Genomic DNA, 23,312 nt, shown 5'->3' with positions numbered 1-23,312 from the left:
TTCAAGGCCGCCGCGGCGCATAGAGACCGCGATGCTCGCGCGGCTCGCTGCGCTCATATTGCGGCGGGACGGCGATGGTGGCGCCCAGCGTAGCGGCGGCGTGCCATGGCCATCGCGGATCATAGAGCGCGGCGCGCGCGATCGCGATCGCATCGGCGTCGCCATTGGCGATGATCGCTTCGGCATCGATCGGGTCGGTGATCAGGCCGACCGCGATCACCGGCATGGTGACCGCATCCTTGACCTTGCGCGCCAGCGGCACCTGATACCCCGGTTCCAGCTTGATCTGCTGCGCCGGGTGCAGTCCGCCGCTCGACACATTGATCGCGGCGCACCCGCGCGCTTCGAGCGCCTGCGCAAAAATGACTGTCTCTTCGATCGACCAGCCGCCCTCGACCCAGTCGGTGCCCGACACGCGCACCGTCACGGGGCCGTGCGCGGCGAACGCATCGTGGACGATATCGAAAATCTCGAGCGGAAAACGCATCCGGTTTTCAAGGCTGCCGCCATAGTCATCGCCGCGCCGATTCGACAGGGGCGACAGAAACTGGTGAAGGAGATAGCCATGCGCGGCGTGCAGCTGGATCGCATCTATCCCCAGCCGGACCGTGCGCACCGCGGCATCGGCGAAGGCGGCGCGGACTCGCTCAAGCCCGCCGCGGTCGAGCGCGACGGGCGCATTGTCGGTATCGAGGAACGGAACCGTGGACGGTGCGACGGTCTGCCACCCGTTCGCCGCGTTAGGAGCGATCTGGCCGCCGCCATCCCACGACCGCGCCGTGCTCGCCTTGCGCCCGGCGTGTGCGAGTTGGATCGCGACGGGAATATCCGACCACTGCCGCACCGCCGAAAGGACGCGCGCCATCGCGGCTTCGCTCGAATCGTCGTAGAGGCCGACGTCGGCGTAGGTGATACGTCCCTCGGGCAAGACCGCCGACGCTTCGATCGTCAGCGCCCCCGCCCCCGAAATCGCGAGCTGTCCGAGGTGCATCAGATGCCAGTCGGTCATGCATCCGTCTTCGGCCGAATATTGGCACATGGGCGCAATGATAATGCGGTTGGCGAGCGGCAAGTCGGCTATCGCGACGGGTTCGAACAGCTTGGCCATCATATTCTCCAGCAATATGGCGTGTTCCCGAAATCCCGGTCACGAGCGAAAACCGGTGTGGATCGATAGTCGGGTATCGCAGCGAAGCGCACCCGCAAAATTGTGAAGCGGGAGGAGCTCCGGCTCCGAAGCGCACGTTGGAGCCACGCCGTGGACAAAGAGCAACGCTCACGCCGGCCGATAACGTAGCGCTTCTACGAGCAGACTGAACGCCGGCGTCGGTTGCCGGCGGCTCGGATAATAGAGATGGTAGCCGTCGAATGGAGGGCACCAGTCTTCAAGGATGTACAGCAGCTGGCCCTTCTCGACGCCTTGGACGACATAATCGTCCATAAGGAAGGCGATGCCATGCCCCGCTAGTGCAGCCTCGAGGATCAAATGGCCTCTATTCAATATGACCTGTCCCTCGACGCGAACATTGACGGCTTGCCCATCCTTCTCGAACTCCCAGGCATAGAGTCCCCCTGAGCTCGACATGCGCATGTTGATGCATCTGTGGTGCGTCAAGTCATGCGGCGTCTGCGGGGTTCCGCTGGCCTCGATATAAGCGGGCGCTGCGACCGCCACCATGCGCAGCGGCGGCCCGATCCGCACCGCGATCATGTCCTTGGCGAGCTGTTCGCCAAGCCGGACGCCCGCGTCATAGCGCTCGGCGACAATGTCGGTGAGCCCGGACTCGGCGTTGATCTCGATCTTGATGTCCGGATAACGCTTGAGAAAGTCGTCGATCGCCGGCCAGAGCAAGGTCCGTGTCGCATGGTCCGAGGCGGTGATGCGAATGTTTCCCGAGGGACGCTCACGCAGCTCGCTGAGCTCGGCAAGCTGCCGGTCGATCGTTTCGATGGCCGGGCGCAGCGCATCGAGCAGCCGTTCCCCGGCCTCGGTCGTCGCGACGCGGCGCGTGGTCCGGGCGAGAAGCCGGAGACCGAGCCGCGCCTCCAGCTTGCGCATCCGGTGGCTCAACGCCGAGGGCGAGACGCCAAGGCGGGCCGCCGCGCGCGTGAAGCTCCCTTCCTGTGCGACCACGGCAAAGGCTTCGAGATCTGCCAGATTCTGCCGTGGCACGCGCCCCTCCATTACTGAACATTATTCACAAGTTCATCTCATATTGCGCGACTAATTGCACGAGGAGCTTTGCGGTAAAAGGTGGCTCCCCCTTCGCCAAGGAGCGTCTGATGAGCCGCCGGAAGAGATATGTCATGCCGCTTTGGGTCTGTTGCAGCATCGCCGCGGCCCCCGTCGCGATGAGCCACGCGGCGCAGGCCGATCCGTTGATCATAGCGGACCAGGGCAGTTTCGCGGTCGGCGGCACGGTGACGGCCACCCCCGGCGCATACGACAACAACAAACCCACCGCCGCGGGACAGACGCTTCACGCCGATCATCTCTATGCCTTCTACCAGGCGCCGCAGAACTCCAGGGGGCTACCGATCGTCATGCTGCACGGTGCCTTCCAGTCGGCGCGCAGCTGGGAAACGACGCCCGACGGCCGCGAAGGCTTTCAGACACTGTTCCTTCGCCGCCGTTTCCCGGTCTATCTGGTCGATCAGCCGCGCCGTGGCCGCGCCGGTAACAGCAGCGTCGCGGCGACGATCGAGCCGACGCCCAACGATCAGCTTTTCTTCGATCAGTTCCGGATCGGCAAATGGCCAAACTATTTCGAAGGCGTGCAGTTCGATCGCAAACCCGAGACGCTCGACCAGTTCTTCCGCTCGGTGACGCCGAACACCGGTCCTTATGATGCCGGGGTCATTGCGGATGCGATGTCGGCGCTGTTCGACCGGAGCGGGCCGGGCATCCTTTTCACCCACTCGCAAGGCGGCGGACCAGGATGGCTGGCCGCGATCCGAAACCCGAACGTCAAGGCGATCGTCGCCTTCGAGCCGGGCAGCGGGTTCATCTTTCCGGAAGGCGAACTGCCCCCGGCAATGCCGAGCGCCGCCGGCACCCTGTCGCCCGAGGCGGTGCCGCTGACGGATTTTGAGAAGCTCACGCGCATTCCGATCATCATCTATTATGGCGACAATTTCCCGGTCGAGCCGACCGCCGAACGCGGACAGGACAATTGGCGCGTGCGTCTTGCGATGGCCCGGCTCTGGGTTGACGCCATCAACAAGCGCGGCGGCGACGCGCGGCTGGTGCATCTCCCGGAGATAGGCATTCGCGGCAACACGCATTTCCTGATGTCAGACCTCAACAATGTCGAGATCGCGGACCAGGTCTCGCAGTTCCTTGCCGAGAAGAAGCTGGATTGAGCGCATCAGGATTGGATTTCGAATGACCGACCGACCCATCGACGCCCAGAGGCGCGCGTTCCTCGGCGCATCCGCGCTCATATTCTCGGGCGCAATGTCAGGAGTAACCGCAATGGCCAGTGCCACCCCTTCGATCGCCAACACCAACCGGAACCCGCTGGGACTCGTCTATCGCGGCGCGATCACGCAGAACGTGGCGGGTAAGGTCAATATCCACCCGGTCCAATACAGGCTGAACGGTCTCGACATCGTCGCGAACGTCTACACGCCGGCAAACTATGATCCGGCAAAGGCCTATCCTGCCGTCATTCTCGCGCATCCGAACGGCGGGGTGAAGGAACAGGTCGCGGGTCTCTATGCGCAGCGTCTCGCCGAACGGGGCTATGTCGCGATCACGGCGGATGCCGCTTATCAGGGCGGAAGTGGTGGCCAGCCGCGGAGCGTCGACAAGCCCCAATGCCGCATCGAGGACATCCACGGCATGGCGGATTTCATCACGCATTACCCGGGCGTGGATGCCGCGCGGCTGGGTCTGTTCGGCATTTGCGGCGGCGGCGGATACTCGCTGTCCGCGGCAAAAACCGACAAGCGCTTCAAATCGGTCGCGACGCTGAGCATGTTCAACTCTGGCCGAGTGCGCCGCAACGGCTTCGCGGACTCGCAGCTCGATACGACCCAGGAGCGGTTGCGGCGGGCTTCCGCCGCGCATGCCCAGGAGATGGCGGGGGGAGAAATCCTTTATGCCGGCGATGCCGACATGACCGACGCGCAGATCGCGGCGCTGCCGTTCGAGATGTACCGGCAGCGTTACGAATATTACTGGCGTACCCACGCGCACCCGAATTCGACCTTCAAATATACGATGAGCAGCCTGATCGACCTGATGCGCTGGGATGCCACCGATCAGATCGACCTGCTCGACCAGCCGTTGCTGATGATTGCGGGCAGCAAGGCCGACAGCCTTTACATGACCGAGGAGGCCTTCTCGAAGGCCAGAGGGACGAGCGACAAGACGTTATTCAAGATCGAGGGCGCCACGCACATCGAGACCTATTGGGTTCCCGAATATGTCGACGCGGCGATGGGCAAGCTGTCGCCATTCTTCGCGCGGACGCTGTAGGTCGGCAGTCCGCCGGTCTGCCTCTCGCGCCACTCCAAGGAATTGATCATGAACATCGTTAAAATCGCATCGGTGGCGGGGCTGCTGACCGGCATGGCTATCATTCCCGCTCAGGCGCAATCACAGGAGGCTTCTTCGATGGAAACCAGGCAATCGCGCGCCCGGCAGCTCATGGGCGACGTCGCGCCGAAGCTCGCCGAACTCACCGACGATGTCCTCTTTGGCGATGTGTGGGAGCGGCCCGGCCTGGCGAAGCGCGACCGCAGCCTGATCACCGTCGCGGCGCTGATCGCACTCAACCGCCCCGAACAGCTTCGTTCGCATATGCAGCTCGCGCGCAAGAACGGGGTTGCCGAGGCGGAACTGGTTGAGACGATCACGCAGCTTGCCTTCTATTCGGGCTGGCCCAACGCAATCGCCGCGGTTGGCGTCGCGCGCGAGGTCTTCGCCGAGAATGACGTGCAGAAAGGAAAGCTCCCGCCATCCACGAATGACGCCGTCGTCGTGACCAAGGCTGGCTCGCAGCCGGCCGTAGCCGGCGCCGCCGCCAATTTTACCGGCGCCGTCCGGGTCGACATGCGCTTCCAGCGCCCGCATCCCGCGCGCATCGGCGGCGGCATCGTGACCTTCGAGCCGGGAGCCCGGACCGCCTGGCACAGTCACCCGCTCGGTCAAACGCTGATTGTGACCGAGGGCCGCGGGCTGGTCCGGCATTGGGGCGGCCCCGTGCAGCCGATCGGCATTGGCGACCTCGTCTGGATCCCGCCGGGCGTCAAGCATTGGCATGGTGCAAGCGCAACTGACGGCATGGCTCATGTGGCGATCGCCGAGGCACAGGACGGGCAATCGGTGACGTGGATGGAACAGGTGGACAACGCGCAATATCGAGGGTCGGATCGCTGATCCGTCCGCCAAATTGACTTGCGCGCGTCGAGCAGCTGCCCGGGGCTCAGCCCGCCGAGAAGTTCAGCGACACGAGGGCAAAGACGAAGAGAAGGGCCACGGCCGTGAACAAAGCGGTCAGCGCCGTGAACAGGATCGCGCTCGACGGTCGCCTCGCATAAAGTTCGTTGGCATCGCTCGCGATCGCCGCATCTGCCAGATCGTCCGCTTCCTCGTCGGGGGCTGCTTTGAGCAGCGCCGCGCTGATCGCGCTCGCGGGGACGGGCGTCAGAAACTCGCAGCCGAAGAGCCTGCCGTCGTGGCGAACGACGCGCGCGGGGGCGGCGCCGAGTTCCGGCAAGACCAGAAGGAATGTCTCGCCGATGGAAAAGCCCGCACCGGTCTCGATCAGCAGGCCGGTCCGAGACAGGTTGCGGATGATCACGGCGGATTCGGCCGTGGCGGTGCGCGCCGCGACATCGAGCCGGAGGGTGCGGCGACTCATTCGCCTGCGATCGGTCGTTTCGACGGGGGCCGCGATATGCGCCAGCAAGGATCTCACCAACGTCTCCTTTGGTGAACCATTATCGCCTGGCAACCCTTAATATTGCATTTTCGCCGCGGTTTTTTGGTGCGCCGGTCAAGCGTATTGGCCTCGCTAAGATCGCGTCGGATTCATTTAACGTCGCATGGAGAGTTGGGCCGATTCGCCGCTCGGACGGGGCGTTGAATGCGACGAGCCGTGTTAATTTGTGGTTCTAATTGGGACGAGGGCATCACTTTTTTGGCGGGCGATCTTGATAGGGCTCCGCCTTATATCATTGAATATAAGTCATATTTGATCCTCCTGATCATGCGGAGACGGTCCCTCGTTTAGCTAAAATTAGCGATTGATAAAAATGTGTTAACAAGCTTGCGGAGTCCTCGGAATCCATGTTTCCTGATGGGTGGGGAAGGTCCGAGTCGCTCGGACAGTGGGTCGCACTGACATTGGTAGAAATTTTGCTGTGCCGTTTTTGCGGCAGGGCGAGGTGCGTTCGAGGGAAATTGACATGGATGCTTTCGACAATCCGGCGCGTAATGGCATGACGGGTCCTGAGCGCGACGGCGCATCGAACGAGCAGTCGAGCCGGGCCGCACCGGGCGGCGAGTTTCTTGCCGCCGCGGCGAACGTGACCGCCGCCGCGTCGATCATACCGCTGGCGATCCAGGCCATCCTCGTTCCCGACGCAAGCGGCCGCATCGTCTTGCCCGCGGGCGCGTCGATCGACGATATCACGATTTCGGGCACCGACCTTGTCATCACCCTGCCGAACGGTCAGGTGTTCATCATTCCCGGCGGTGCGGTCGATGTTCCGTCGATCGTCGTCGATGGAGATACGGTGCCGGCGAGCACGGTGGCGCAGCTGCTGGAGAATCTCGGCGAGTTGAACCCCGAAGCCGGCGTTCGCAGCTCGGGTGGCAATTTCGCCGATCCCGAAGGCCCGATACAGGACGCCTATGCGCTCGGCGACCTGCTGCCCTATACGCAGCTGGCATTTCCGCCGTCCGAAGACCGCGAACTGCTGCCGGCCGTTTCCGACGAAGAACCGACGATCGTCATCGTCACGCCCGACCAGCCCGCCGGGATCGTCGCCGCGACGGCGAGCGTCAACGAAGCCGGTCTTCCCGTGCGCGGCAACGAGCCTGCGGGCAGCAACAGCGCCGCGAACAGCGAAACGACGGCGGGTTCGATCGTCTATGATGCGGGCGACGGTCTCGATTCGATCACGATCAACGGCACCGCCATCACCACCGTCGGCCAGGTCGTCACGACGCCGCTCGGCCAGTTGACCATCACCAGCCTGACGCCGGGCAACGTCGGATACAGCTACACGCTAACCGACAACACCAACGCGAACAACAACTTGACCGACCCGTTCACCGTTGTCGTCACCGACAATGTGAACGCCGGCGAAAAGATCATGCAGATTGTGCCGCTCGGCGACAAATTGCTGATCGAAACGCGCGTGACCCCGCGCGACATCGCCTTCATCAAGGTCGGCGACCCCGCGAACGTCAAGGTCACCGCGTATGACTTTTCAATCTATGGCGGGCTCAACGGCAAGGTCGTCCGCGTCTCCGCCGACAGCATCTATCACGAGGTCGAGCGGCAGGCTTATTTCACCGTCGTCGTCGAAACGACGAACAGCTATCTGACCTCGAACGGCCGACGGCTGCCGATCACCCCCGGCATGCTGTGCGATGTCGAAATCGTGACCGGCAAGAAATCGGTGCTGAGCTACTTGCTCAAGCCGGTCTTGAAGGTCAGCGGGTCGGCGCTCACCGAACGCTGATTGTTCAGCGCCAGCGTATAGGATTTTTGCGACGCAGGGATCGCGGCGAAGTTTGGCGATGGCTGTGTGCCGCGATAGGCATGCACCCAGCGCCGGTTCTCGCTGAACGACAACACCGGTCGCACCGCATTGGACTGGCTGCCGTCGTAGAGGCGGTCGGTCACGTTATCGAGTACGACCTTCCCGGCATCGGTCTGGACGAGCAGGAAGGCGTGGTCGGCGTTCGCCGCGAGATCGCGGAGGAGCACGAGCTTCATACGGTCGGCATCGACTCCCGCGGCGCGCAGCATCTGCATCTTCAGGATCGCGAAATCCTCGCAATCGCCTTTTCCGCGCCCGAGCGTCTGCTCGGCGGTCGCCCAGAAATCGCGCTGCCGGTAATTGCGGTCGTCGTTCACATAGGCGATCTCGCGATTGACCCATTGATTGACGCGCGCGAGCAGATCCTGCTCGGCGAGCCCCGGCGAAGCGTTTGCGCTGCGTAGCTTGCTTTGCATCAGCCCGGCGGGCGCGGTGCGGCGGACATGGTCCCAGCGGTCGTCGAAGCGCGTGCGCTTGACCGGGATAGGGCGGGTGCCGAGTTCGGCGGCCGGATCATATTCGGCGGTTTCAACGAGCGGTGCGAAAATCGACGGCGCACCGCAGCCCTCGGACGAGGTGAAAGCGATTGGGGTGCGGCTGGCGGGCTCGAGCGTCTGCCGAACCGGGAAAGCCGCGAGGTTGGCGGCGATCGGTACAGCGGCGGCGGCTTCGGCGGCCGCGCCGGCCTGCTGGTCGACCCGGATGCGGTCGAGCGCGCTCGGCGCTCCGCCCAATATGGCGCGTGAGATGTCGGCCCTGGCCGGTGGCGCATGGCTCGCCGCGACGGGGCACGCGGCCTTGCTGTCCGCCAACGCCTTGGCGTTGAGCAGCTTGGACGAGGCATGGGCGACCGACGGCGTCAGCGCCGCTGCGGCAAAGGCGATGGAGACAGGAAGCCATCGCGAATCGCCAGCGACAAGATGGGCATGCTTTCTCATGCGGCCCGATTTGCCGGGGCGACGTGAGGATAAGCTTCATGACGATAGTAAACGCGGCATTCAGCACGTTTTGGAAAATGGGTGCTATGCCTCGCGCGGCTTGAGCGTAAGCGGCAGTCCGGCGGTGAGCAGCACGACTTCCTCCGCCGTCGCGGCGACCGACTGGTTGAGCTGCCCCGCCGCGTCGCGGAACGCTCGTGCGAGCGCATTGTCGGGTACGATGCCGAGGCCGACTTCGTTGGATACGAGGATCAACTTCCCCTCGAAACTGCTGATCACGCGGCATAATTCGCGGCTCGCGAGCGGGATGTCGGCGTCTGCGAGCAGCAGGTTCGAGACCCAGAGCGTCAGGCAGTCGACGAGTACGACGGCTTTGCTGCGGTTCAGTGCGTCGATGGCGGCGGGCAGGTCGCGCGGCGCCTCGATGGTGGTCCAGCGCGCGCCGCGGTCGGCGCGGTGGCGTGCGATCCGGTCGCGCATTTCGTCGTCGAAGGCTTCGGCGGTCGCGACGAAGACGGGATTTCCGCCCGCGGCTTCGGCGCGCGCCTGCGCATAGCGGCTTTTACCCGATCGCGCGCCGCCGAGCACGAACAGCGACGATCCACTCATGCGGCGATCCCCGCGATCCGAAGCATCGCATCGATATCGGCGTGCGCCGCAAACTCGCAGGCAATGTCGTCGAGCGCGGTATCGACCTCAGCCGTATAATCGCGTCCGCTGCCCGTTACGTCGATCCGTGTCAGCAACGCGCGGCGCAGGTCGGGCGAAGCGAACACGCCGTGGAGATAGGATCCGATCACATTGCCTTCGCGATTGGTCGCGCCGTCGCGCGCACCGTCCGCCAGCATCGCGAAGGGCTCCGCTGTGGTGGGGCCGCTGGTTTCGCCCATATGCATTTCATATCCCTCCACCGCCGCACCCAGTGCGGTTCCCTGCACGTGGCGCAACGTCTTCGCGGGTGAGAGTGTCGTCTCGACATCGAGCAAGCCCAGCCCCTCGACCTCGGCCGGCGCGCCCTCGATCCCCAGCGGATCGGCGATCCGGCACCCGAGCATCTGGTATCCGCCGCACAGCCCGACGATCAGCCCGCCGCGTCGGTGATGCGCCTTGATGTCGATGTCCCAGCCCTCGGCGCGCAGTGCCGCAAGGTCGGCAATCGTCGCCTTCGATCCGGGCAGGACGATGATCGCCGCCTCGGTGGGGATCGGCCGGCCCGGCGGCACCATCACGATCTCGACCCCGGGCTCGAGCTTGAGTGGGTCGAGATCGTCGAAATTCGAAATGCGCGGCAGGATCGGGCAGGCGATCAGCTTGCGGCCCTCGTGCGGGTCGGCGGGGCGTTCGAGGATCACCGCATCTTCGCTCGGCAGGCGCGATGCCGCCGTCAGCCAGGGGATAACGCCGAAACCGGGCCACCCGCTGCGCTTCTCGATCTCGCGATAGCCGTCTTCGAACAGCGCGGGGTCGCCGCGGAACTTGTTGATCAGGAAGCCGCGGATCATCGCGGCGTCCTCGGCGTCGATCACGGCGCGTGTGCCGACGAGCGAGGCGATGACGCCGCCGCGGTCGATGTCGCCGATCAGCACGACGGGCACGTTTGCGGCGCGCGCGAAACCCATGTTCGCGATGTCGCCCGCGCGCAGGTTGATCTCGGCGGGCGACCCCGCGCCCTCGACGACGACTATGTCGCTCTGCGCGCGGAGGCGTTCATAACTTTCGAGCACTTCGGCCATCAGCGCGCCGCGCGCCTCGCGGAAGTTCCCGCTGCCGAGTGTGCCGCGAACGCGGCCGTGGACGATGAGCTGCGAGGTGCGGTCGGCCTGCGGTTTCAGAAGCACCGGGTTCATGTCGCTGTGCGGTTCGACGCGGCACGCGATGGCTTGCAGCGCCTGCGCCCGCCCGATCTCGCCACCGTCGGTCGTCACCGCGGCATTGTTCGACATATTCTGCGGTTTGAAGGGGAGGACGCGGAGGCCGCGATTGGTCAGCGCGCGGCACAGCGCCGCGACGAGCACGGACTTGCCCACGTCCGATCCGGTGCCTTGCAGCATCAGCGCAGCCATAGGGCGCCCCCCGCGATCAGCCAAAGCAGCAGGCAGGCGCGCAGATAGATGGCAAGCGCGCGGTCGATTTCATCGCCGCCCGCTTCGCTGTCGCCATCTCCGATCCACGCCTTGTCGTGCATGACCCCCTCATAGGCGACCGGGCCCGCGAGCCGAAGCCCCAGCGCGCCCGCCATCGCGGCTTCGGGCCAGCCGGCATTGGGTGAGGCGTGTTTACGAGCATCGCGCCGCAGGATGCGCCAGCCGCCGCCTGCGAGGCAGAGCAGCAGGCCCGACAGCCGCGCCGGAATCCAGTTGGCGAGATCGTCGAAACGCGCCGCCGCCCAGCCGAAGGCGCGCCAGCGCTCCTCGCGGTGGCCGATCAGGCTGTCGGCGGTGTTCACCGCCTTATACGCCCACACGCCCGGAAGGCCGAGGAGGAGCAGCCAGAAAAGCGGCGCAGCGACGCCGTCGCAAAAGCTTTCGGCAAGGCTTTCGATCGCTGCGCGGGCGACGCCAGCCTCGTCGAGCACGGCGGTATCGCGGCCGACGATCATGCCGACCGCCGTGCGCGCGCCGGCGAGGTCGCCCGCATCGATCCGCTCGCCAACCGCGCGGACATGATCGAACAGGCTGCGCTGCGCGAGCGCGGGCCAGGCGAGGATCGCGACGCCGATCCAGCCCCAGCCGCCGAACGACGCGAGCAGCAAGCGCTGGAGCGCCCAGCCGGAGCCGGCAACGAGGACAAGCAGGACGAGCAGGGTCAGGACGCCGAGCCCGCGCCGCATGGCGAAGCTATGTCCGGGCCGGTTCCACCGCGCCTCGCAACCGCCGATGATATGCGCAAACAGCCCGACGGGGTGACCGAGGCGGCGATAGAGCGCGCGCGGCCAGCCGAACGCGGCATCGAGCGCGAGCGCGGTGAGCGCGATCGGCTCAGCCATCGACGAGCGCCGCTTCGAGCCGCGCACGCGCGGCGGCGTCGGCGGGCAAGCCGATCCGCAGCCAGCGCGGTTGATCCATGAAGGGGCGCGTCAGGATCGCGCGCCGCGCGAGCCGCTCGAACAGCGCATGCGCATCGTCGACATCGATCAGGCGAAAGAGCGGGCAGTCACCGATCGGCCGATGGCCCAGGCGCGTCAGCAGCGCGTCGAGCGTGACGGCTTCATCGGCGAGGCGGCGGCGCGCGGCGGCGATCCAGTCGCGGTCGGCATAGGCGGCGGTTCCAATCGCAATCGCCGCCGCTGACAGCGGCCACGCGCCGAGCTGTTTGCGCAGCGCGACGATGATCACCTCCGGCGCGACGACGAAGCCGAGCCGGACGCCCGCGAGCCCGAAGAATTTGCCGAAGGAGCGGAAGACGACCAGCCTCTGGCCGTCATCGACCAGCGCCGCGATACTCGTGGCCGAATCGGTGTCGGCAAAGGCTTCGTCGACCAACAGCCAGCCGCCGGGTCCGCGCCGGTCCAGCAGCGCCTGCATCGCCGCGGCACCGGTCACGCGGCCGTCGGGGTTGTTGGGGTTGGCGAGGATCAATGTGCCGCCGTAGCCCGACGCCGCTTCGGGGGCGATGGGCGCGCTTCCCGCGACCATTTCGCCATGAGTGCGATAGCTCGGCGCGATATGCCGTGCGGGGCCGCCCACCAGCGTCCCGGTCAGGCGCAGGCCGATCTCGCTTCCGGGCACGGCGCAAACATGGCGAGCGTCGACGCCAAAACAGGTGGCGGCAACGGCTTCGAGCTGGGCGAGTGCGTCCGGATCGGGCAGGCGCTGCCAGTCGAACACCATCGCGGCGGCGCCGGGCCAGGGGTGTGGATTGATCCCGGTCGACAGGTCGATCCAGTCGCCATTTCCGAACCGGCGCTTCGCGGCTTCGATCCCGCCGCCGTGCCAGGCCCATGGGGTGATCATGCAAGGTGCGCCAGCAACAGCGCCGCCGCGAGCAGCAGGTTTTCGGCGATCTCGATCCCCGCGCCGTGCCCGTCGCCCGAAATCCCGCCGATCTTGCGCAGCAGCCACCAACCCCACAGAAGGAAGATCGCTGGCGCGACCAGCAACGAGGGCGACCACCACGCCGCGGCGACGAGTGCCAAGCTCCAGATGACGAAGTCCACCGGCCGTACGGCATTCCGAAAACGCGAGCCGAGCCCCGCGTGGAGGTCGGGCAGCGCGCGCGACCAGATGAGCGGGCCAATCCGCGCGGCAAAGGGTATGAGCGCGATCGCGGCGAACATCTGGCGGTCGAGCAGCGCGTGTAGCAGCACCAGCTTGGCGATCAGTTGCAGCGCGATGGTCACCACCGCGAAGCTGCCGACATGCGGATCGGAGAGGACGGCGAGCAGCCGTTCGCGGTCCTTGTGCGCCGCCCCGCTCGCGTCGGCGATATCGCCGAGGCCATCGAGGTGCAGCGCGCCGGTCACCGCGACCCAGAGGATGAGCGCGCACAAGGCGCCGGTCCACGGATCGATCCGCGCGCCGGCCCAGCCCGCGCCAGCCACGAGGGCGCCGACGATCAGCCCGACCGCGGGAAACCAGCGCATCGATGCCGCGAATTCGTCGCTCGACACCGCGATGCGCGGCGTCGGCAGGCGCGTCAGGAACTGGATCGCGACGATCAGCCCCTTCAAGGATAAAGCCCTGTGATCTGTGCGCTGGCTGGCTCACCGGGCCAGGCGCGGAGCGAGAGCCGCGCGGCGTAAGGCAGGTCGAACGCCCAGAGCTGACGCTGGTCGAAACCGCACAGCGCATGGAGCGCGGCGCGCATCGCGCCGCCGTGGGTGACGATCAATGTCGGAACCGGCGCAAGGTCGGCGATGGCGGCGGACACGCGCGCTACCAGCGCCGACCAGTGTTCGCCGCCGGGCGGAGGATTGGCGTCGGGATCGCTCCAGAAGCGGCCGAGCGCGTCGAGGTTGATGGTGCTCGCCGCCTTGCCGTCCCAGTCGCCGAAATCGAGTTCGCGCCAGCGCGGATCGATGATGAGCGGCACGCCCAGCGCCGCGCCGATCGCTTCGCCGGCCGCGCAGCTGCGATGAAGGTCGGATGCGATCAGCAGCTCGATGCCGAGGTCTTCGGCGTGCGCCACGCAAGCGGCGATGCCTTCGGGGGTCGGCACGCCATCGGTGCGTCCCATCAGCAAACCGGGCGTTTCGGGGGCGCCGTGGCGCAGCAGATGGAGCGCGAAGCCGGTCACAGCGACGCCGAAACCTGTGCTTCCGCAAAGGTCGCCATCTGGTCGTGCGCTGCGATCGCGCTGCGGACGATATTCGCCGCGACCGCCGCGCCGCTGCCTTCGCCGAGCCGCATATCGAGCGACAGCAGGGGGGCGAGGCCGAGCAGGTCGAGCAGGCGCTTGTGTCCCGGCTCGGCCGAGCAATGGCCCGCGATGCAATGATCCGCGATCGCGGGATTCTCGGCCGCAAGCGGTGCGATGGCCGAGGTGCAGATGAAGCCGTCGAGTAGCACAGGGACGCCAAGCTGGCGCGCGCGCAGGACCGCGCCCGCGATCGCGGCGATCTCGCGCCCGCCGACGCGGCGCAGCGTCTCGAACGCCGAGCGCGGCGCATCGTTGTGAAAGGAGAGCGCGCGTTCGATCACCTCGACCTTGCGCGCGACGCCGTGGCCATCGACCCCGGTCCCGGGGCCGACCCATCCCGCCACACCGCCGGCGAGGCTGCGCGCACACAGCGCGGCGGCGGCGGTCGAATTGCCGATCCCCATTTCGCCGAGGGCGAGGAGGTCGAGGTCGGCGTCGACCACCGCCGCGCCGCGGTTCAGCGCGTCGAGGCAATCGGCCTCGCTCATCGCGGCATCGACGGTGAAATCGGCGGTCGGCCGGTCGAGGTCAAGCGCGACGACCGTCAGTTCCAGCCCGGCAGCGCCCGCCAGCGCGTTGATCGCGGCGCCGCCGCCTGCGAAGTTGGCGACCATCTGTGCGGTCACGCTCGGCGGAAAGGCGCTGACGCCATGGACGGTGACGCCATGATTGCCAGCGAAGATGGCGGCGCGGGCGCGGGCGATCTGCGGCCGCGCCGTGCCCTGCCAGCCGGCGAAGAAGATCGCCAGATGCTCGAGCCGCCCCAGCGATCCGGCGGGTTTGGTCAGTTCGCCTTGCCGTACCCGCGCATCGGCTGCCGCTTCGACATTTGGCTCGCGCAGATCGGCAAGCGCGGCTTCGAAGGCGTGGACGGAAGCAAAACTGATCATTCGGCGACAAATCCTGGCGGAGGGGTGCGGGTGATGAAATGCCCTTTGACGCCTTCGGGCCAAAGAGAAAAGGGGACGCGGCCATGCTCGCTTGTCGCGTAATGGACCGCATAGTCGAGGATGGCACGCGCGGAATTTTCATCGCCCTGAAAGCGGCCGAGGACATAGCCGACCTTGTCGGGCGCGCGCAGATGGACGGTGCAATGATCCTGGCACGCGAAAAAACAGGCCATTTCCTGCACCGCGACGCCGTCGTAACGCGAATCCTGTTCCTTGAGACGCTTCAGCGCCTCAAGGAGCCGCGCACCGCCGCGCACGCCTTCGGCGTCGTCCCGGGACTCGCGGCTGTGGCGGCAGCTGTTGCACACCACCACCGCGGGCCCGGGGGCGACGCGCGTGAGCATCAGGCGGCCGTTGCCGCCTGCTGCGGCGCCGGAACGCCGACCGCGACGAGCGCGCGATACAGGGCGTAAAGCCCGATCAGGATCGCGCCGTTGCGCACGAACTGTTCGGCGAGCAGGTCGGGCGCCATCGCGGTGTGCAGCCCGCCGAGCACGAGCGCCCAGGCGAGGATGATACCCTTGAACGCCGTGAAGCCCGCGGCGTAGGCGAGGCTCAACCGCGCCGCGACCGGTCGGTATGCGAGCGCCCGCAGCGCCGCATAGCTTGCGAGCGCCGACCCCACCGCTGCGGCACCGAGCCCGGCGCCCCAGCCGAGCGTGCTTCCATCGCGCGGATAGCCGAGCAGGAAGAAGCCGATGAACTGGCTCGCGGCCCATGCGAGCAGCATGAGCGCGATGCCATCGCGGCGGCGCATATGCACCGCCGCGAGCGCCGCAAGCGCCGGAAAGGGGGTCGCGCAGGCGAGCGCGAGCGTCGTCGCGGTGCTCGCCGCCGTCAGCAGCGAGACCCAGAGCGCCGACGCACCGCGGTCCGACATCGCCGCCATCAGAAGCGCCCCCGGATACCGGCATAGATGCTGCGGCCGAGCGACCCATAGCGGAACGCCGTCATATATTGCTCGTCGAAGATATTCTCGGCGCGTGCAAACAGCTTCACGGCGTCGGACAGCGCATATTCGGCGCGCAGGTCGACGAGCGTATAATCGTCGAGTCGCGTCGCATTGCTCGCATTGTCATAGCTCTTGCCCGACCAGCGCACCGCCGCGCCGAGCTCGAGCCCGAAGCCGAAGGCATAGCTCGCCGACGCATTGGCGGTATTGCGCGGACGCCGCGGCAGCCATTTGCCGAAATTGGCGGTGCCTTCCGAGCGGTCTTCGGCGACGATCCAGCTGTAGTTGCCGTCGAGCGTCAGCCCACCGAGCGTCAGCGCCGCGGACGCCTCGACGCCATGCGCTTCGCTGCGTGCGACGTTGAGATAATAGCCGAAGCGCGGGGTCGCCGGGCTGCTGCCGGGCACCGTGCAGAGCGGGTTGGTCGAGGGCGAGGAGCAGCTGTTGAAGATAATCTGGTTCGTCGTGGTGCGGTCGAACCAGCTCGCGCCGACGACGAGCTTGCGGTCGAACAGATGCTGCTCGATGCCGGCTTCCCAGCCATGCGCTTCTTCGGGGTCGAGCCCGACATTCCCATATTCGCTGAACAGCTGGTAAAGCGACGGCGCCTTGAAGCCTTCGCCATAACTGGCGCGCAGCACGGTGCCGGTGGTGAGCCGCCAGACACCGCCCGCCGCGAACAAAGTCTGCCCGCCGTAGCGGTCGTGATCGTCATAGCGGACGCCGCCATTGAGGGTCAGACCGTCAATTGGCTCTATGCTCAATTGACCATAGGCGCTCGTCAGTTCGGCCTTGCCGCGCACGAACGCGGGAAGCGGGGTCGACAGCGATGCCGACGGCGAACGGCTGCGGAAGTCCGAGCGTTCATTCTCGACCCCGAAGATCGCGGTGACACGATCGGTAAAATCGAAGCTGCCCTGATATTCCCAGCGCTTGTTCTGGCCATCGGCCTCGAAGCTCTGCGGACGCGCGCGGTCGGGATTGAAATTATCGCGGTTGGTGTCGGTATAGGCAAACGCGACGCGGTTGCGGAAGCGTCCGCCGGCGAGGTCGAAATTGAGCCCCGCATAGCCGACGAACTCCTTGTTGAGCCCATAATCGTTGCTGTCGGTGTTGAAGCCGTCGAATTCGACGCGGCCGCTCGAATAAGTGCCGCGCACCTCGGCGCTGACATTGTCCGCGAGCGCCAGCTCGGCGCGGCCCGAAAGATTGTTGTTACGATAGCCGTCGCGCTCGACCGCGCCGAACGCCTTGGCGTGCGACGAAATGCCGTCGGTGGTGAAGCGCTGGCCGCCGAGGCGCCAGCTCAAGGGACCCGTGCGGCCGCCGATCGCGGCGCGCGCGCTGACCGTCTCGCGCGATCCGGCTTCGAGGTCGAAGCTGCCTTCAAGTTCCTTCTCGGGCGCGGCGGTGACGATGTTAACCACGCCGCCGATCGCCTGGCTTCCCCACAGGATCGATTGCGGGCCGCGCAGCACCTCGATCCGGTCGATATCGCCGACGAGCAGATTGGCGAAGTTGAAGCCGCCGCCGGTCGACGACGGATCGTTGAGCTTCACCCCGTCGATCACGACGACGGTGTGCTCCGATTCGGCGCCGCGAATGCGGAGCGAGGTCGAGGTGCCATAGCCGCCGTTCCGCGCAATGCTGATGCCGGGTGTGCGGAGCAGGAGTTCGGTGACGCCGATATCCTGCGCGCGGTCGATCGCTTCCTTGTCGAGCACGGCGATCGACGAGGGCACTTCGTCGAGCGTCAGCGGCGTGCGCGTCGCGGTGACGATGATGCTGTCGCCGTCGGCGGCGACAGCATGCGCGGTCGACGCTTCGTCGGCGAACGCAGCGGAGGATGCCGCAACGGCGGCGAGGCAGATCGAACTTCGGAAAAACACTTTAAACACAGGATAATCCCTCGACAATGCCGCTCACGAACACGGTCGATGCGGTTGTCCCGGGGACACACGACATCGCCCGCGCCCATGCGCAGCCAAGCTTGTCGTCATGCGGGTTCACCCCCGTCCGCCCGGCACACCCTGTCCGCACGAAAGACGACGGCGACGGGCAGGTCTCCTGGCTTGCGGGTCAGCGCCGGTCGGCCGCCTTCTCGGGACCGGAATCCCAATGGCAAGTGGCCGATGGCTCGCCGCGTACAGTTGCAGGGGCAGCCGGGGTTTTCCCGTTCCCTCTTAGTCCCCGTCGCCGGGGAACCTGTCGCTTGCCGCGGCCGATAGCCCTATTTTCGGGCCGCGGTCAATTGCTGCGATGTCGCGGGGGGTGATCAGAACAGCCCGGGCAGTTCGCGCTGCGCCGCGCTCGGCCGCTCGGGGGTGAGCATTTCGGGCTCGGCGAGCATGCGGGCGCTGCGGCTCCGCGCCGCCGGGCCCGCGCTGGCGTCGGCGATCCGCGTGGCACAGGCGTTGCCCGACAGAAAGCCGATCGCGGCGCGGATCGACGCCTCGCGCGGGTCGCCGAGCGGGACGGTCAGATCGTCGCTCGCGGCGCAGCTGTTCGTGATTTTCGGTGCGAGCCCGTCATAATAGTCACCCGCGCCGGCCGAATTGGCCGTCGCAAAGGCGACGACGCGCATGCGGTCGTCGCATTCGGCCTTGTCGAGCGCGATCTGGCCGACCGGTTTGCCATAAGTGTTGCCGCCGACGAGCGTCATATTGGTGCCGAGATAGGGCAGCATCGAATTGATCACGAGTTCGCTTGCCGATGCGGTCGACCCGGTGCCGATAAAGGCGATGCGCGTCGGTGCGATCGACTGGCCCGCCGGCGTGAAACGATGCTCATCATTCTCGGCCGACTTGTTGGCGCGAAAGCGCGTCTGCGAAAAAAGCTGCCCCGCGCGGCCCGCGCCCATCAGGTCGCCCATCAGATTGGCCGTCGAGACAAGGCCGCCGCCATTGTAGCGGAAATCGATGATGATGTCGGTCACGCCGCGCGCGCCGAAATCGGCGAAGGCCGCCTTTAACTGGTCGTCCGCCGACGAGATGAAGGTGCGCAGGTTAAGATAGCCGTAGCTGCGGCCGCCCTCGGTGATGACCTTTGCGCCATAGCGGTCCGAAACCGGGTCGAGCGAATAATCGGCCTTGGCGACGGTGACGTCGCGCGTGCCGGCCGCGTCGGTGATACGCAGCACGCGACTGACCCCGGGGTCGTTCGGGCCGAGTGCACTGGTAAGGCCCGCGGTCCCTTCGGCGGCGACGATGCTCGCCACGGTACGCAAATTGCCGCTGTTGGTGCCGATCGCAACGATTGCCGTGCCGCGGTCGATCCCCGCGGCAAACGCCGGTGCGCTCTCATAGGCTTCGGCGATGAGGATGCGCTGACCCGCCGCGTCATAGGTCATGCGGACACCGAAACCCGCGCTCGACCCACGGGCGTAGAAGGCGTTCTCCTCGGCGATCGAGGTGATGTAGGTAAAGAAGCGGTCCTTGTTCAGGTTGAAGGCAGGCCTGACCAGCGCGTCGATGTAGGATTGGACCGTTGTATGGTCGGTCGGCCGGACGCCGTTGTCTACGTCGGTCGGAAACAGATACCATTCGTCGATCACCGCCTTGGCAAAGGCCTGACGCGAGGCGAGCGTGCAATTGGCGGTCGGGGCAGGTGTGGGGCTTGGCGTCGGGGTGACCGTGACAGGGCCGCCGCTTCCGGCGCTGCTTGAACCGCCCCCGCCGCCGCACGACGCCAGCATCAGCGCGGCGAGCGTAACAGCCGCGACCGACTGCCCCGACTTGGCCATCAAAATTCTCCCCCGGATCGACCCATTACACTGTTTATTCTGCGTCCTTGCTACGGCCCTTGAAGCCTTGGGCGATGACATAGAGCTCGGGCGACCCCTTGCGGCTCGCCGGCGGTTTGGCGTGCTTTACCGTTGAAAAGTAGCGCTTTAGCAAAGTCAGCAGGGTGTGATCAGCCCCGCCCGCGAACACCTTTGCCACAAACGCGCCGCCGGGCAGCAGATTCTGCACCGCGAAATCTGCGGCGGTTTCGGCAAGGCCGATCGTGCGCAGATGGTCGGTCTGTTGATGGCCGACGGTGTTCGCCGCCATGTCCGAAATGACGAGGTCGGGGGCGCTGCCGAGCGCCTCGATCAGCGCGTCGGGTGCGGCATCGTCCATGAAATCCATTTCGAGGATTTCGACCCCCTCGATCGGTTCACAGTGGAGCAGGTCGATCCCGGCGACACGCGCGCGGGGGTTCGCCTTGCGCACGACCTGCGACCAGCCGCCGGGCGTGATGCCAAGGTCGACGACCGCGCGCGCTTTCTTGATGAAGCCGAATTTCTCGTCGAGTTCGATCAGCTTGTATGCGGCGCGCGAGCGATAGCCTTCGGCCTGCGCGCGGCGGACATAGGGATCGTTCAATTGCCGCTGCAGCCAGCGCGTCGATGAGACGCTGCGCTTGCGCGCGGTTTTGACGCGGACGTGCAGACCGCCGCGACCGCTACCGCCCTTTCCGCCGGCGCCGCTCATTTGCGATGCTCGCGGCGGGTGACGGGGATGTCGCGGCCCTGCATCGCCAGCGTGCGCAAGATGCCCTCGCGGATGCCGCGGTCGGCGACACCGACGCGCACCGCGGGCCACAGGTCGATGATGCTCTCGAGGATCGCGCAGCCCGCGACGACCAGATCGGCGCGCTCGCGGCCGATACATGCGATTTCGGCGCGATCGGCGATGCTCGCGTCGGCAAGGCGGCGGCTGATGTCGCGCATCGCATCGGACGGGACGACGAGCCCGTCGACCGCGCGCCGGTCGTATCGCGGCAGGTCGAGGAAGACGCTGGCGAGCGTCGTTACGGTGCCGCTGGTGCCGAGCAGGCGCAGCTTCTGACCGGCAAAGCGTTCGGCGCGCCCGGCAAAGGCGGCAAAAGCTTCGCGCGTTACTTCGCGCATATGCGCATAGGCGGCCTGGCGGCCGGCGAGGCTGTCGTCGGGAAGCGGCGCATGTTCGGTCAGCGAGACGACGCCCCACGGCACGCTGATCCAGTCATGGATCTTCACGTCATGGTCCGACACATCGACGTGCATCAGCTCGGTCGAGCCGCCGCCGATGTCGAAGATCAGCGCCGGACCTTCGCCGGGCTCCATCAGATTGTGGCAGCCGAGGACGGCGAGCCGCGCCTCTTCGGCGGCCGAGATGATGTCGAGGACGATACCCGTTTCGCGGCGGACCCGCTCGGCCAGTTCCTCGCCGTTGCTCGCACGGCGGCACGCTTCGGTAGCAACCGCGCGCGACAGCGAGACGTGACGGCGGCGCAGCTTGTCGGCACAGATCGACAGCGCGGCAACGGTGCGGTCCATGGCCGCCTCGCTGATTTTCCCGCTGCCGTGCAAGCCCTCGCCCAGACGGACGATACGCGAAAAAGCGTCGATGACGACGAGCTCGCCATTTTGCGGGCGAGCAATCAAAAGCCGGCAATTGTTGGTGCCAAGGTCGATCGCGGCATAGCTGCGCGGCCGCGTGATCGGCATCGGACGCGATTCGCCCCCCGCCTTGTTTCGTCCTTTTACCGCCGGGCCTGGCCGCGGCGGTCGCCCTGATGGCGCTGCCATTTGCCGCATGGCTATCGTAACCTGTTCTGCTCACGCGCCCGCAAAACCGCAGGCGTGCACTTGGCAGCAAACCTAGGCTTTCCCGGCCATTATGGCAAGCGCCTCCTCCCTGACCCGCGTGACGCAAAGAAAACCCCGCCCGGCACAGGGCCGGGCGGGGGCAAGGAGGGAAGGAAATTATTGGGGGTCGGGACTGCCCCTTAACGGCAGCCGTCATTCCCCTTGTCGATCGCGCGGCCGGCGAGGGCGCCGACAGCGCCGCCGAGGATCGTACCGACCGTGCGGTCGCCGCGGCCGGCGATTTCATGACCGGCGAGGCCGCCTGCAATCGCACCGATCACGGTGCCGCCGGTGCCATTGTCGCACTGGCGATAGTTGCGGCGATCATTCCGGTAGTTGCGGCGATCGTTGCGGTAATCGCGGCGGTTGTCCCGGCGATAATCGCGGCGGTCATAACGGCGATCGTCGCGGTCATAGCGAACATCATAGCTCGAATAGCCATCGCGGTCGTAATAGCCGTTCTGCGCCGCGGCGGGAGCCGCCACGCCCAGTGTCGCGGTGGACATCAGGGCGGCGATCGAGAGGGTCATCATCTTTTTCATTTTCGTTCTCCTTCGTCGTCGTTTGGCCCGTCTGGGCTTTGTCGATGATCATGTTTTGCCCGATTCGCTTTGAGCGAAGCCTGAACATCATTGTTGGCCAATGTTCAGCTTTCTGCGGTGAACCGCTTTCCTTTCGCATGCCGCCGCCCTAACCCCGCGGCGATGCGCCGTTTGCTCTTCGCTGCCCTGATATTTGTCGCCGTCGGCCCGGTGCCCGGCACCGTGATGCGCTTTCCGAAGGGAGACATGACCGAACGCGCCGCCGCGCGTCCGCTGGTCTTCGCGCCGGAGACTTCGGGTGCAATGCGGTTCGTCCGCGGCTGGCATCTCGTCAGCCCGCACAGCCGGTTCGGTGGCTTTTCGGCGCTCGCGCGGATGGGGCCGGACCGGTTTCAGCTGATCGGCGACAATGGTTATGGAGCACGCCTGACGCTCGACGCGCGCGGTTCGGTTTCGGATGTCCGGATTCGCGCGCTACCGACGCCCGACGGCCGGCCGCAGCGCAAATCCATGGTCGATGCCGAGGCGATGTTTGTCGCCCCCGAAAGCGGCAAGAGCTGGATCGCGCTCGAAGGGATCAACGAAATCTGGCGACTCGATGCCGGTCTTTCGGCAATCGAGTCGCGACGCAAGCTGCCCGAACCGGTGCGCTGGCCCAGGAATCGCGGGCCTGAGGCGATGACGCGGCTGCCGGATGGCCGAACGGTGGTCTTTCTGGAAGACGCCGACGACGATCCGCGCGGGCGCGAGGCGTTGATCTACACCGGCGATCCGGCCGCGCCCGGCCCCGCGCCGATTCGCTTCTTTTATGATTCGGCGGGCCGTGGACTGGTTAGCGATGCCGCGGCGCTGCCCGACGGGCGCATCCTGATCGTGCACCGGCGGCTCGGTTTCGACCCCGTATTCACGACGATCGTCGCAATCGTCGACCCGGCCGATATACAAAAGGACGCCGTCGTGCGGTCACGGACGATTGGCCGTGTTACCCGGCCACTCGCCGAAAATTACGAAGGCGCCGCGATTTCGGTCGAGCAGGGCCGCACCTGGCTCTGGCTCGTCGCCGACAATAATTTCAACGTCTGGCAGCGCAGCCTGCTGCTGCAATTCGAGCTGGTGGGCCTGCCGCCGGGCAGGGCACCGGACAGCAAAAAGGCCGCGCGGTAAGCCGGCGGCCTG

23 protein-coding genes and 1 riboswitch are annotated in these 23,312 nt (G+C 66.2%); of the genes, 5 read left to right on the top strand and 18 right to left on the bottom strand.

Translation table 11 applies throughout. The features are described 5' to 3' along the window. Position 1: 1 nt before the first annotated feature. Both ASD73_RS12905 and ASD73_RS12900 read right to left on the bottom strand, forming a co-directional pair. Entirely contained in the window at positions 2-1,108 is a 1,107-nt protein-coding gene (locus ASD73_RS12905) for an NADH:flavin oxidoreductase/NADH oxidase (RefSeq protein ID WP_056373615.1), read from the bottom strand. Between the two features lie 168 nt (positions 1,109-1,276). Beyond that, entirely contained in the window at positions 1,277-2,173 is an 897-nt protein-coding gene (locus ASD73_RS12900; protein ID WP_056373612.1) for a LysR family transcriptional regulator, read from the bottom strand. A gap of 110 nt (positions 2,174-2,283) precedes the next feature. Between ASD73_RS12900 and ASD73_RS12895 the strand changes: the two genes are divergently transcribed. From ASD73_RS12895 to ASD73_RS23465, 3 genes are all read left to right on the top strand, one after another. Further along, positions 2,284-3,363 (top strand): alpha/beta hydrolase, encoded by a 1,080-nt coding sequence (locus tag ASD73_RS12895; RefSeq protein WP_082521520.1) that lies wholly within the window; start codon positions 2,284-2,286, stop codon positions 3,361-3,363. Positions 3,364-3,475: 112 nt separating this feature from the next. Further along, on the top strand, positions 3,476-4,483 hold the full coding sequence (locus ASD73_RS12890; protein ID WP_056372822.1) for an alpha/beta hydrolase: 1,008 nt from the start codon (positions 3,476-3,478) through the stop codon (positions 4,481-4,483). Positions 4,484-4,531: 48 nt separating this feature from the next. Then, entirely contained in the window at positions 4,532-5,386 is an 855-nt protein-coding gene (locus tag ASD73_RS23465; protein WP_056372821.1) for a (R)-mandelonitrile lyase, read from the top strand. A gap of 46 nt (positions 5,387-5,432) precedes the next feature. On the opposite strand, the gene ASD73_RS12880 is transcribed toward ASD73_RS23465, so the two are convergent. After that, positions 5,433-5,870 (bottom strand): PilZ domain-containing protein, encoded by a 438-nt coding sequence (locus ASD73_RS12880; protein ID WP_156407324.1) that lies wholly within the window; start codon positions 5,868-5,870, stop codon positions 5,433-5,435. A gap of 547 nt (positions 5,871-6,417) precedes the next feature. Between ASD73_RS12880 and ASD73_RS23245 the strand changes: the two genes are divergently transcribed. Continuing rightward, positions 6,418-7,701 (top strand): HlyD family efflux transporter periplasmic adaptor subunit, encoded by a 1,284-nt coding sequence (locus ASD73_RS23245; protein ID WP_056372819.1) that lies wholly within the window; start codon positions 6,418-6,420, stop codon positions 7,699-7,701. On the opposite strand, the gene ASD73_RS12870 is transcribed toward ASD73_RS23245, so the two are convergent. From ASD73_RS12870 to ASD73_RS12800, 15 genes are all read right to left on the bottom strand, one after another. Next, positions 7,647-8,720 (bottom strand): transglutaminase-like cysteine peptidase, encoded by a 1,074-nt coding sequence (locus ASD73_RS12870; RefSeq protein WP_056372818.1) that lies wholly within the window; start codon positions 8,718-8,720, stop codon positions 7,647-7,649. The two genes, ASD73_RS23245 and ASD73_RS12870, sit on opposite strands and share 55 nt — an antisense overlap. An 84-nt stretch (positions 8,721-8,804) precedes the next feature. Further along, on the bottom strand, positions 8,805-9,329 hold the full coding sequence (cobU, locus tag ASD73_RS12865) for a bifunctional adenosylcobinamide kinase/adenosylcobinamide-phosphate guanylyltransferase (RefSeq protein ID WP_056372817.1): 525 nt from the start codon (positions 9,327-9,329) through the stop codon (positions 8,805-8,807). Further along, on the bottom strand, positions 9,326-10,783 hold the full coding sequence (locus tag ASD73_RS12860; protein ID WP_056372816.1) for a cobyric acid synthase: 1,458 nt from the start codon (positions 10,781-10,783) through the stop codon (positions 9,326-9,328). Before ASD73_RS12860 ends, cobU begins: the two co-directional genes overlap by 4 nt. After that, positions 10,771-11,706, bottom strand: coding sequence for an adenosylcobinamide-phosphate synthase CbiB (gene cbiB / locus ASD73_RS12855; RefSeq protein ID WP_056373608.1), 936 nt, complete (start codon positions 11,704-11,706; stop codon positions 10,771-10,773). The genes ASD73_RS12860 and cbiB overlap by 13 nt, the downstream gene beginning before the upstream one ends. Beyond that, the gene (locus ASD73_RS12850) at positions 11,699-12,673 is read right to left on the bottom strand and encodes an aminotransferase class I/II-fold pyridoxal phosphate-dependent enzyme (RefSeq protein ID WP_056372815.1); all 975 of its coding nucleotides are present in this window, start codon (positions 12,671-12,673) and stop codon (positions 11,699-11,701) included. The genes cbiB and ASD73_RS12850 overlap by 8 nt, the downstream gene beginning before the upstream one ends. Beyond that, the gene (locus tag ASD73_RS12845; protein ID WP_056372814.1) at positions 12,670-13,389 is read right to left on the bottom strand and encodes an adenosylcobinamide-GDP ribazoletransferase; all 720 of its coding nucleotides are present in this window, start codon (positions 13,387-13,389) and stop codon (positions 12,670-12,672) included. Before ASD73_RS12845 ends, ASD73_RS12850 begins: the two co-directional genes overlap by 4 nt. Further along, positions 13,386-13,955 carry a histidine phosphatase family protein gene (locus ASD73_RS12840; protein ID WP_056372813.1) on the bottom strand — a complete coding sequence of 190 codons (570 nt, stop codon included), beginning with the start codon at positions 13,953-13,955 and terminating at the stop codon, positions 13,386-13,388. Before ASD73_RS12840 ends, ASD73_RS12845 begins: the two co-directional genes overlap by 4 nt. Then, entirely contained in the window at positions 13,952-14,968 is a 1,017-nt protein-coding gene (cobT, locus tag ASD73_RS12835) for a nicotinate-nucleotide--dimethylbenzimidazole phosphoribosyltransferase (RefSeq protein ID WP_200934940.1), read from the bottom strand. Before cobT ends, ASD73_RS12840 begins: the two co-directional genes overlap by 4 nt. Further along, positions 14,965-15,372 carry a DUF1636 domain-containing protein gene (locus tag ASD73_RS12830; RefSeq protein ID WP_056372812.1) on the bottom strand — a complete coding sequence of 136 codons (408 nt, stop codon included), beginning with the start codon at positions 15,370-15,372 and terminating at the stop codon, positions 14,965-14,967. Before ASD73_RS12830 ends, cobT begins: the two co-directional genes overlap by 4 nt. Beyond that, a complete protein-coding gene (locus tag ASD73_RS12825; protein ID WP_056372811.1) occupies positions 15,372-15,917 on the bottom strand; it encodes a hypothetical protein in 546 nt (181 codons plus the stop codon). The genes ASD73_RS12830 and ASD73_RS12825 overlap by 1 nt, the downstream gene beginning before the upstream one ends. Beyond that, complete coding sequence (locus ASD73_RS12820) at positions 15,917-17,878, bottom strand: TonB-dependent receptor plug domain-containing protein (protein WP_082521518.1); 1,962 nt, start codon at positions 17,876-17,878, stop codon at positions 15,917-15,919. The genes ASD73_RS12825 and ASD73_RS12820 overlap by 1 nt, the downstream gene beginning before the upstream one ends. A 142-nt stretch (positions 17,879-18,020) precedes the next feature. Further along, a riboswitch (cobalamin riboswitch) is annotated at positions 18,021-18,204 on the bottom strand. 51 nt (positions 18,205-18,255) lie between these two features. Then, positions 18,256-19,722, bottom strand: coding sequence for a S41 family peptidase (locus ASD73_RS12815; RefSeq protein ID WP_056372810.1), 1,467 nt, complete (start codon positions 19,720-19,722; stop codon positions 18,256-18,258). A 34-nt stretch (positions 19,723-19,756) separates the two neighbouring features. After that, complete coding sequence (locus tag ASD73_RS12810; RefSeq protein WP_056372809.1) at positions 19,757-20,455, bottom strand: RlmE family RNA methyltransferase; 699 nt, start codon at positions 20,453-20,455, stop codon at positions 19,757-19,759. Then, positions 20,452-21,543: a Ppx/GppA phosphatase family protein gene (locus ASD73_RS12805; RefSeq protein ID WP_056372808.1), complete on the bottom strand. Its 1,092-nt coding sequence runs from the start codon at positions 21,541-21,543 to the stop codon at positions 20,452-20,454. Before ASD73_RS12805 ends, ASD73_RS12810 begins: the two co-directional genes overlap by 4 nt. Before the next feature lie 191 nt (positions 21,544-21,734). Continuing rightward, entirely contained in the window at positions 21,735-22,136 is a 402-nt protein-coding gene (locus ASD73_RS12800) for a glycine zipper 2TM domain-containing protein (protein ID WP_056372807.1), read from the bottom strand. A gap of 162 nt (positions 22,137-22,298) precedes the next feature. Between ASD73_RS12800 and ASD73_RS12795 the strand changes: the two genes are divergently transcribed. Then, the gene (locus tag ASD73_RS12795; protein WP_056372806.1) at positions 22,299-23,300 is read left to right on the top strand and encodes an esterase-like activity of phytase family protein; all 1,002 of its coding nucleotides are present in this window, start codon (positions 22,299-22,301) and stop codon (positions 23,298-23,300) included. Positions 23,301-23,312: the final 12 nt, after the last annotated feature.

Source organism: Sphingopyxis sp. Root154, from assembly GCF_001427105.1.
In the GTDB taxonomy this organism is placed as follows: Bacteria; Pseudomonadota; Alphaproteobacteria; order Sphingomonadales; family Sphingomonadaceae; genus Sphingopyxis.
The sequence above is the reverse complement of the archived record's forward strand: the minus strand, read 5'-3'. Positions and strand labels throughout refer to the sequence as shown.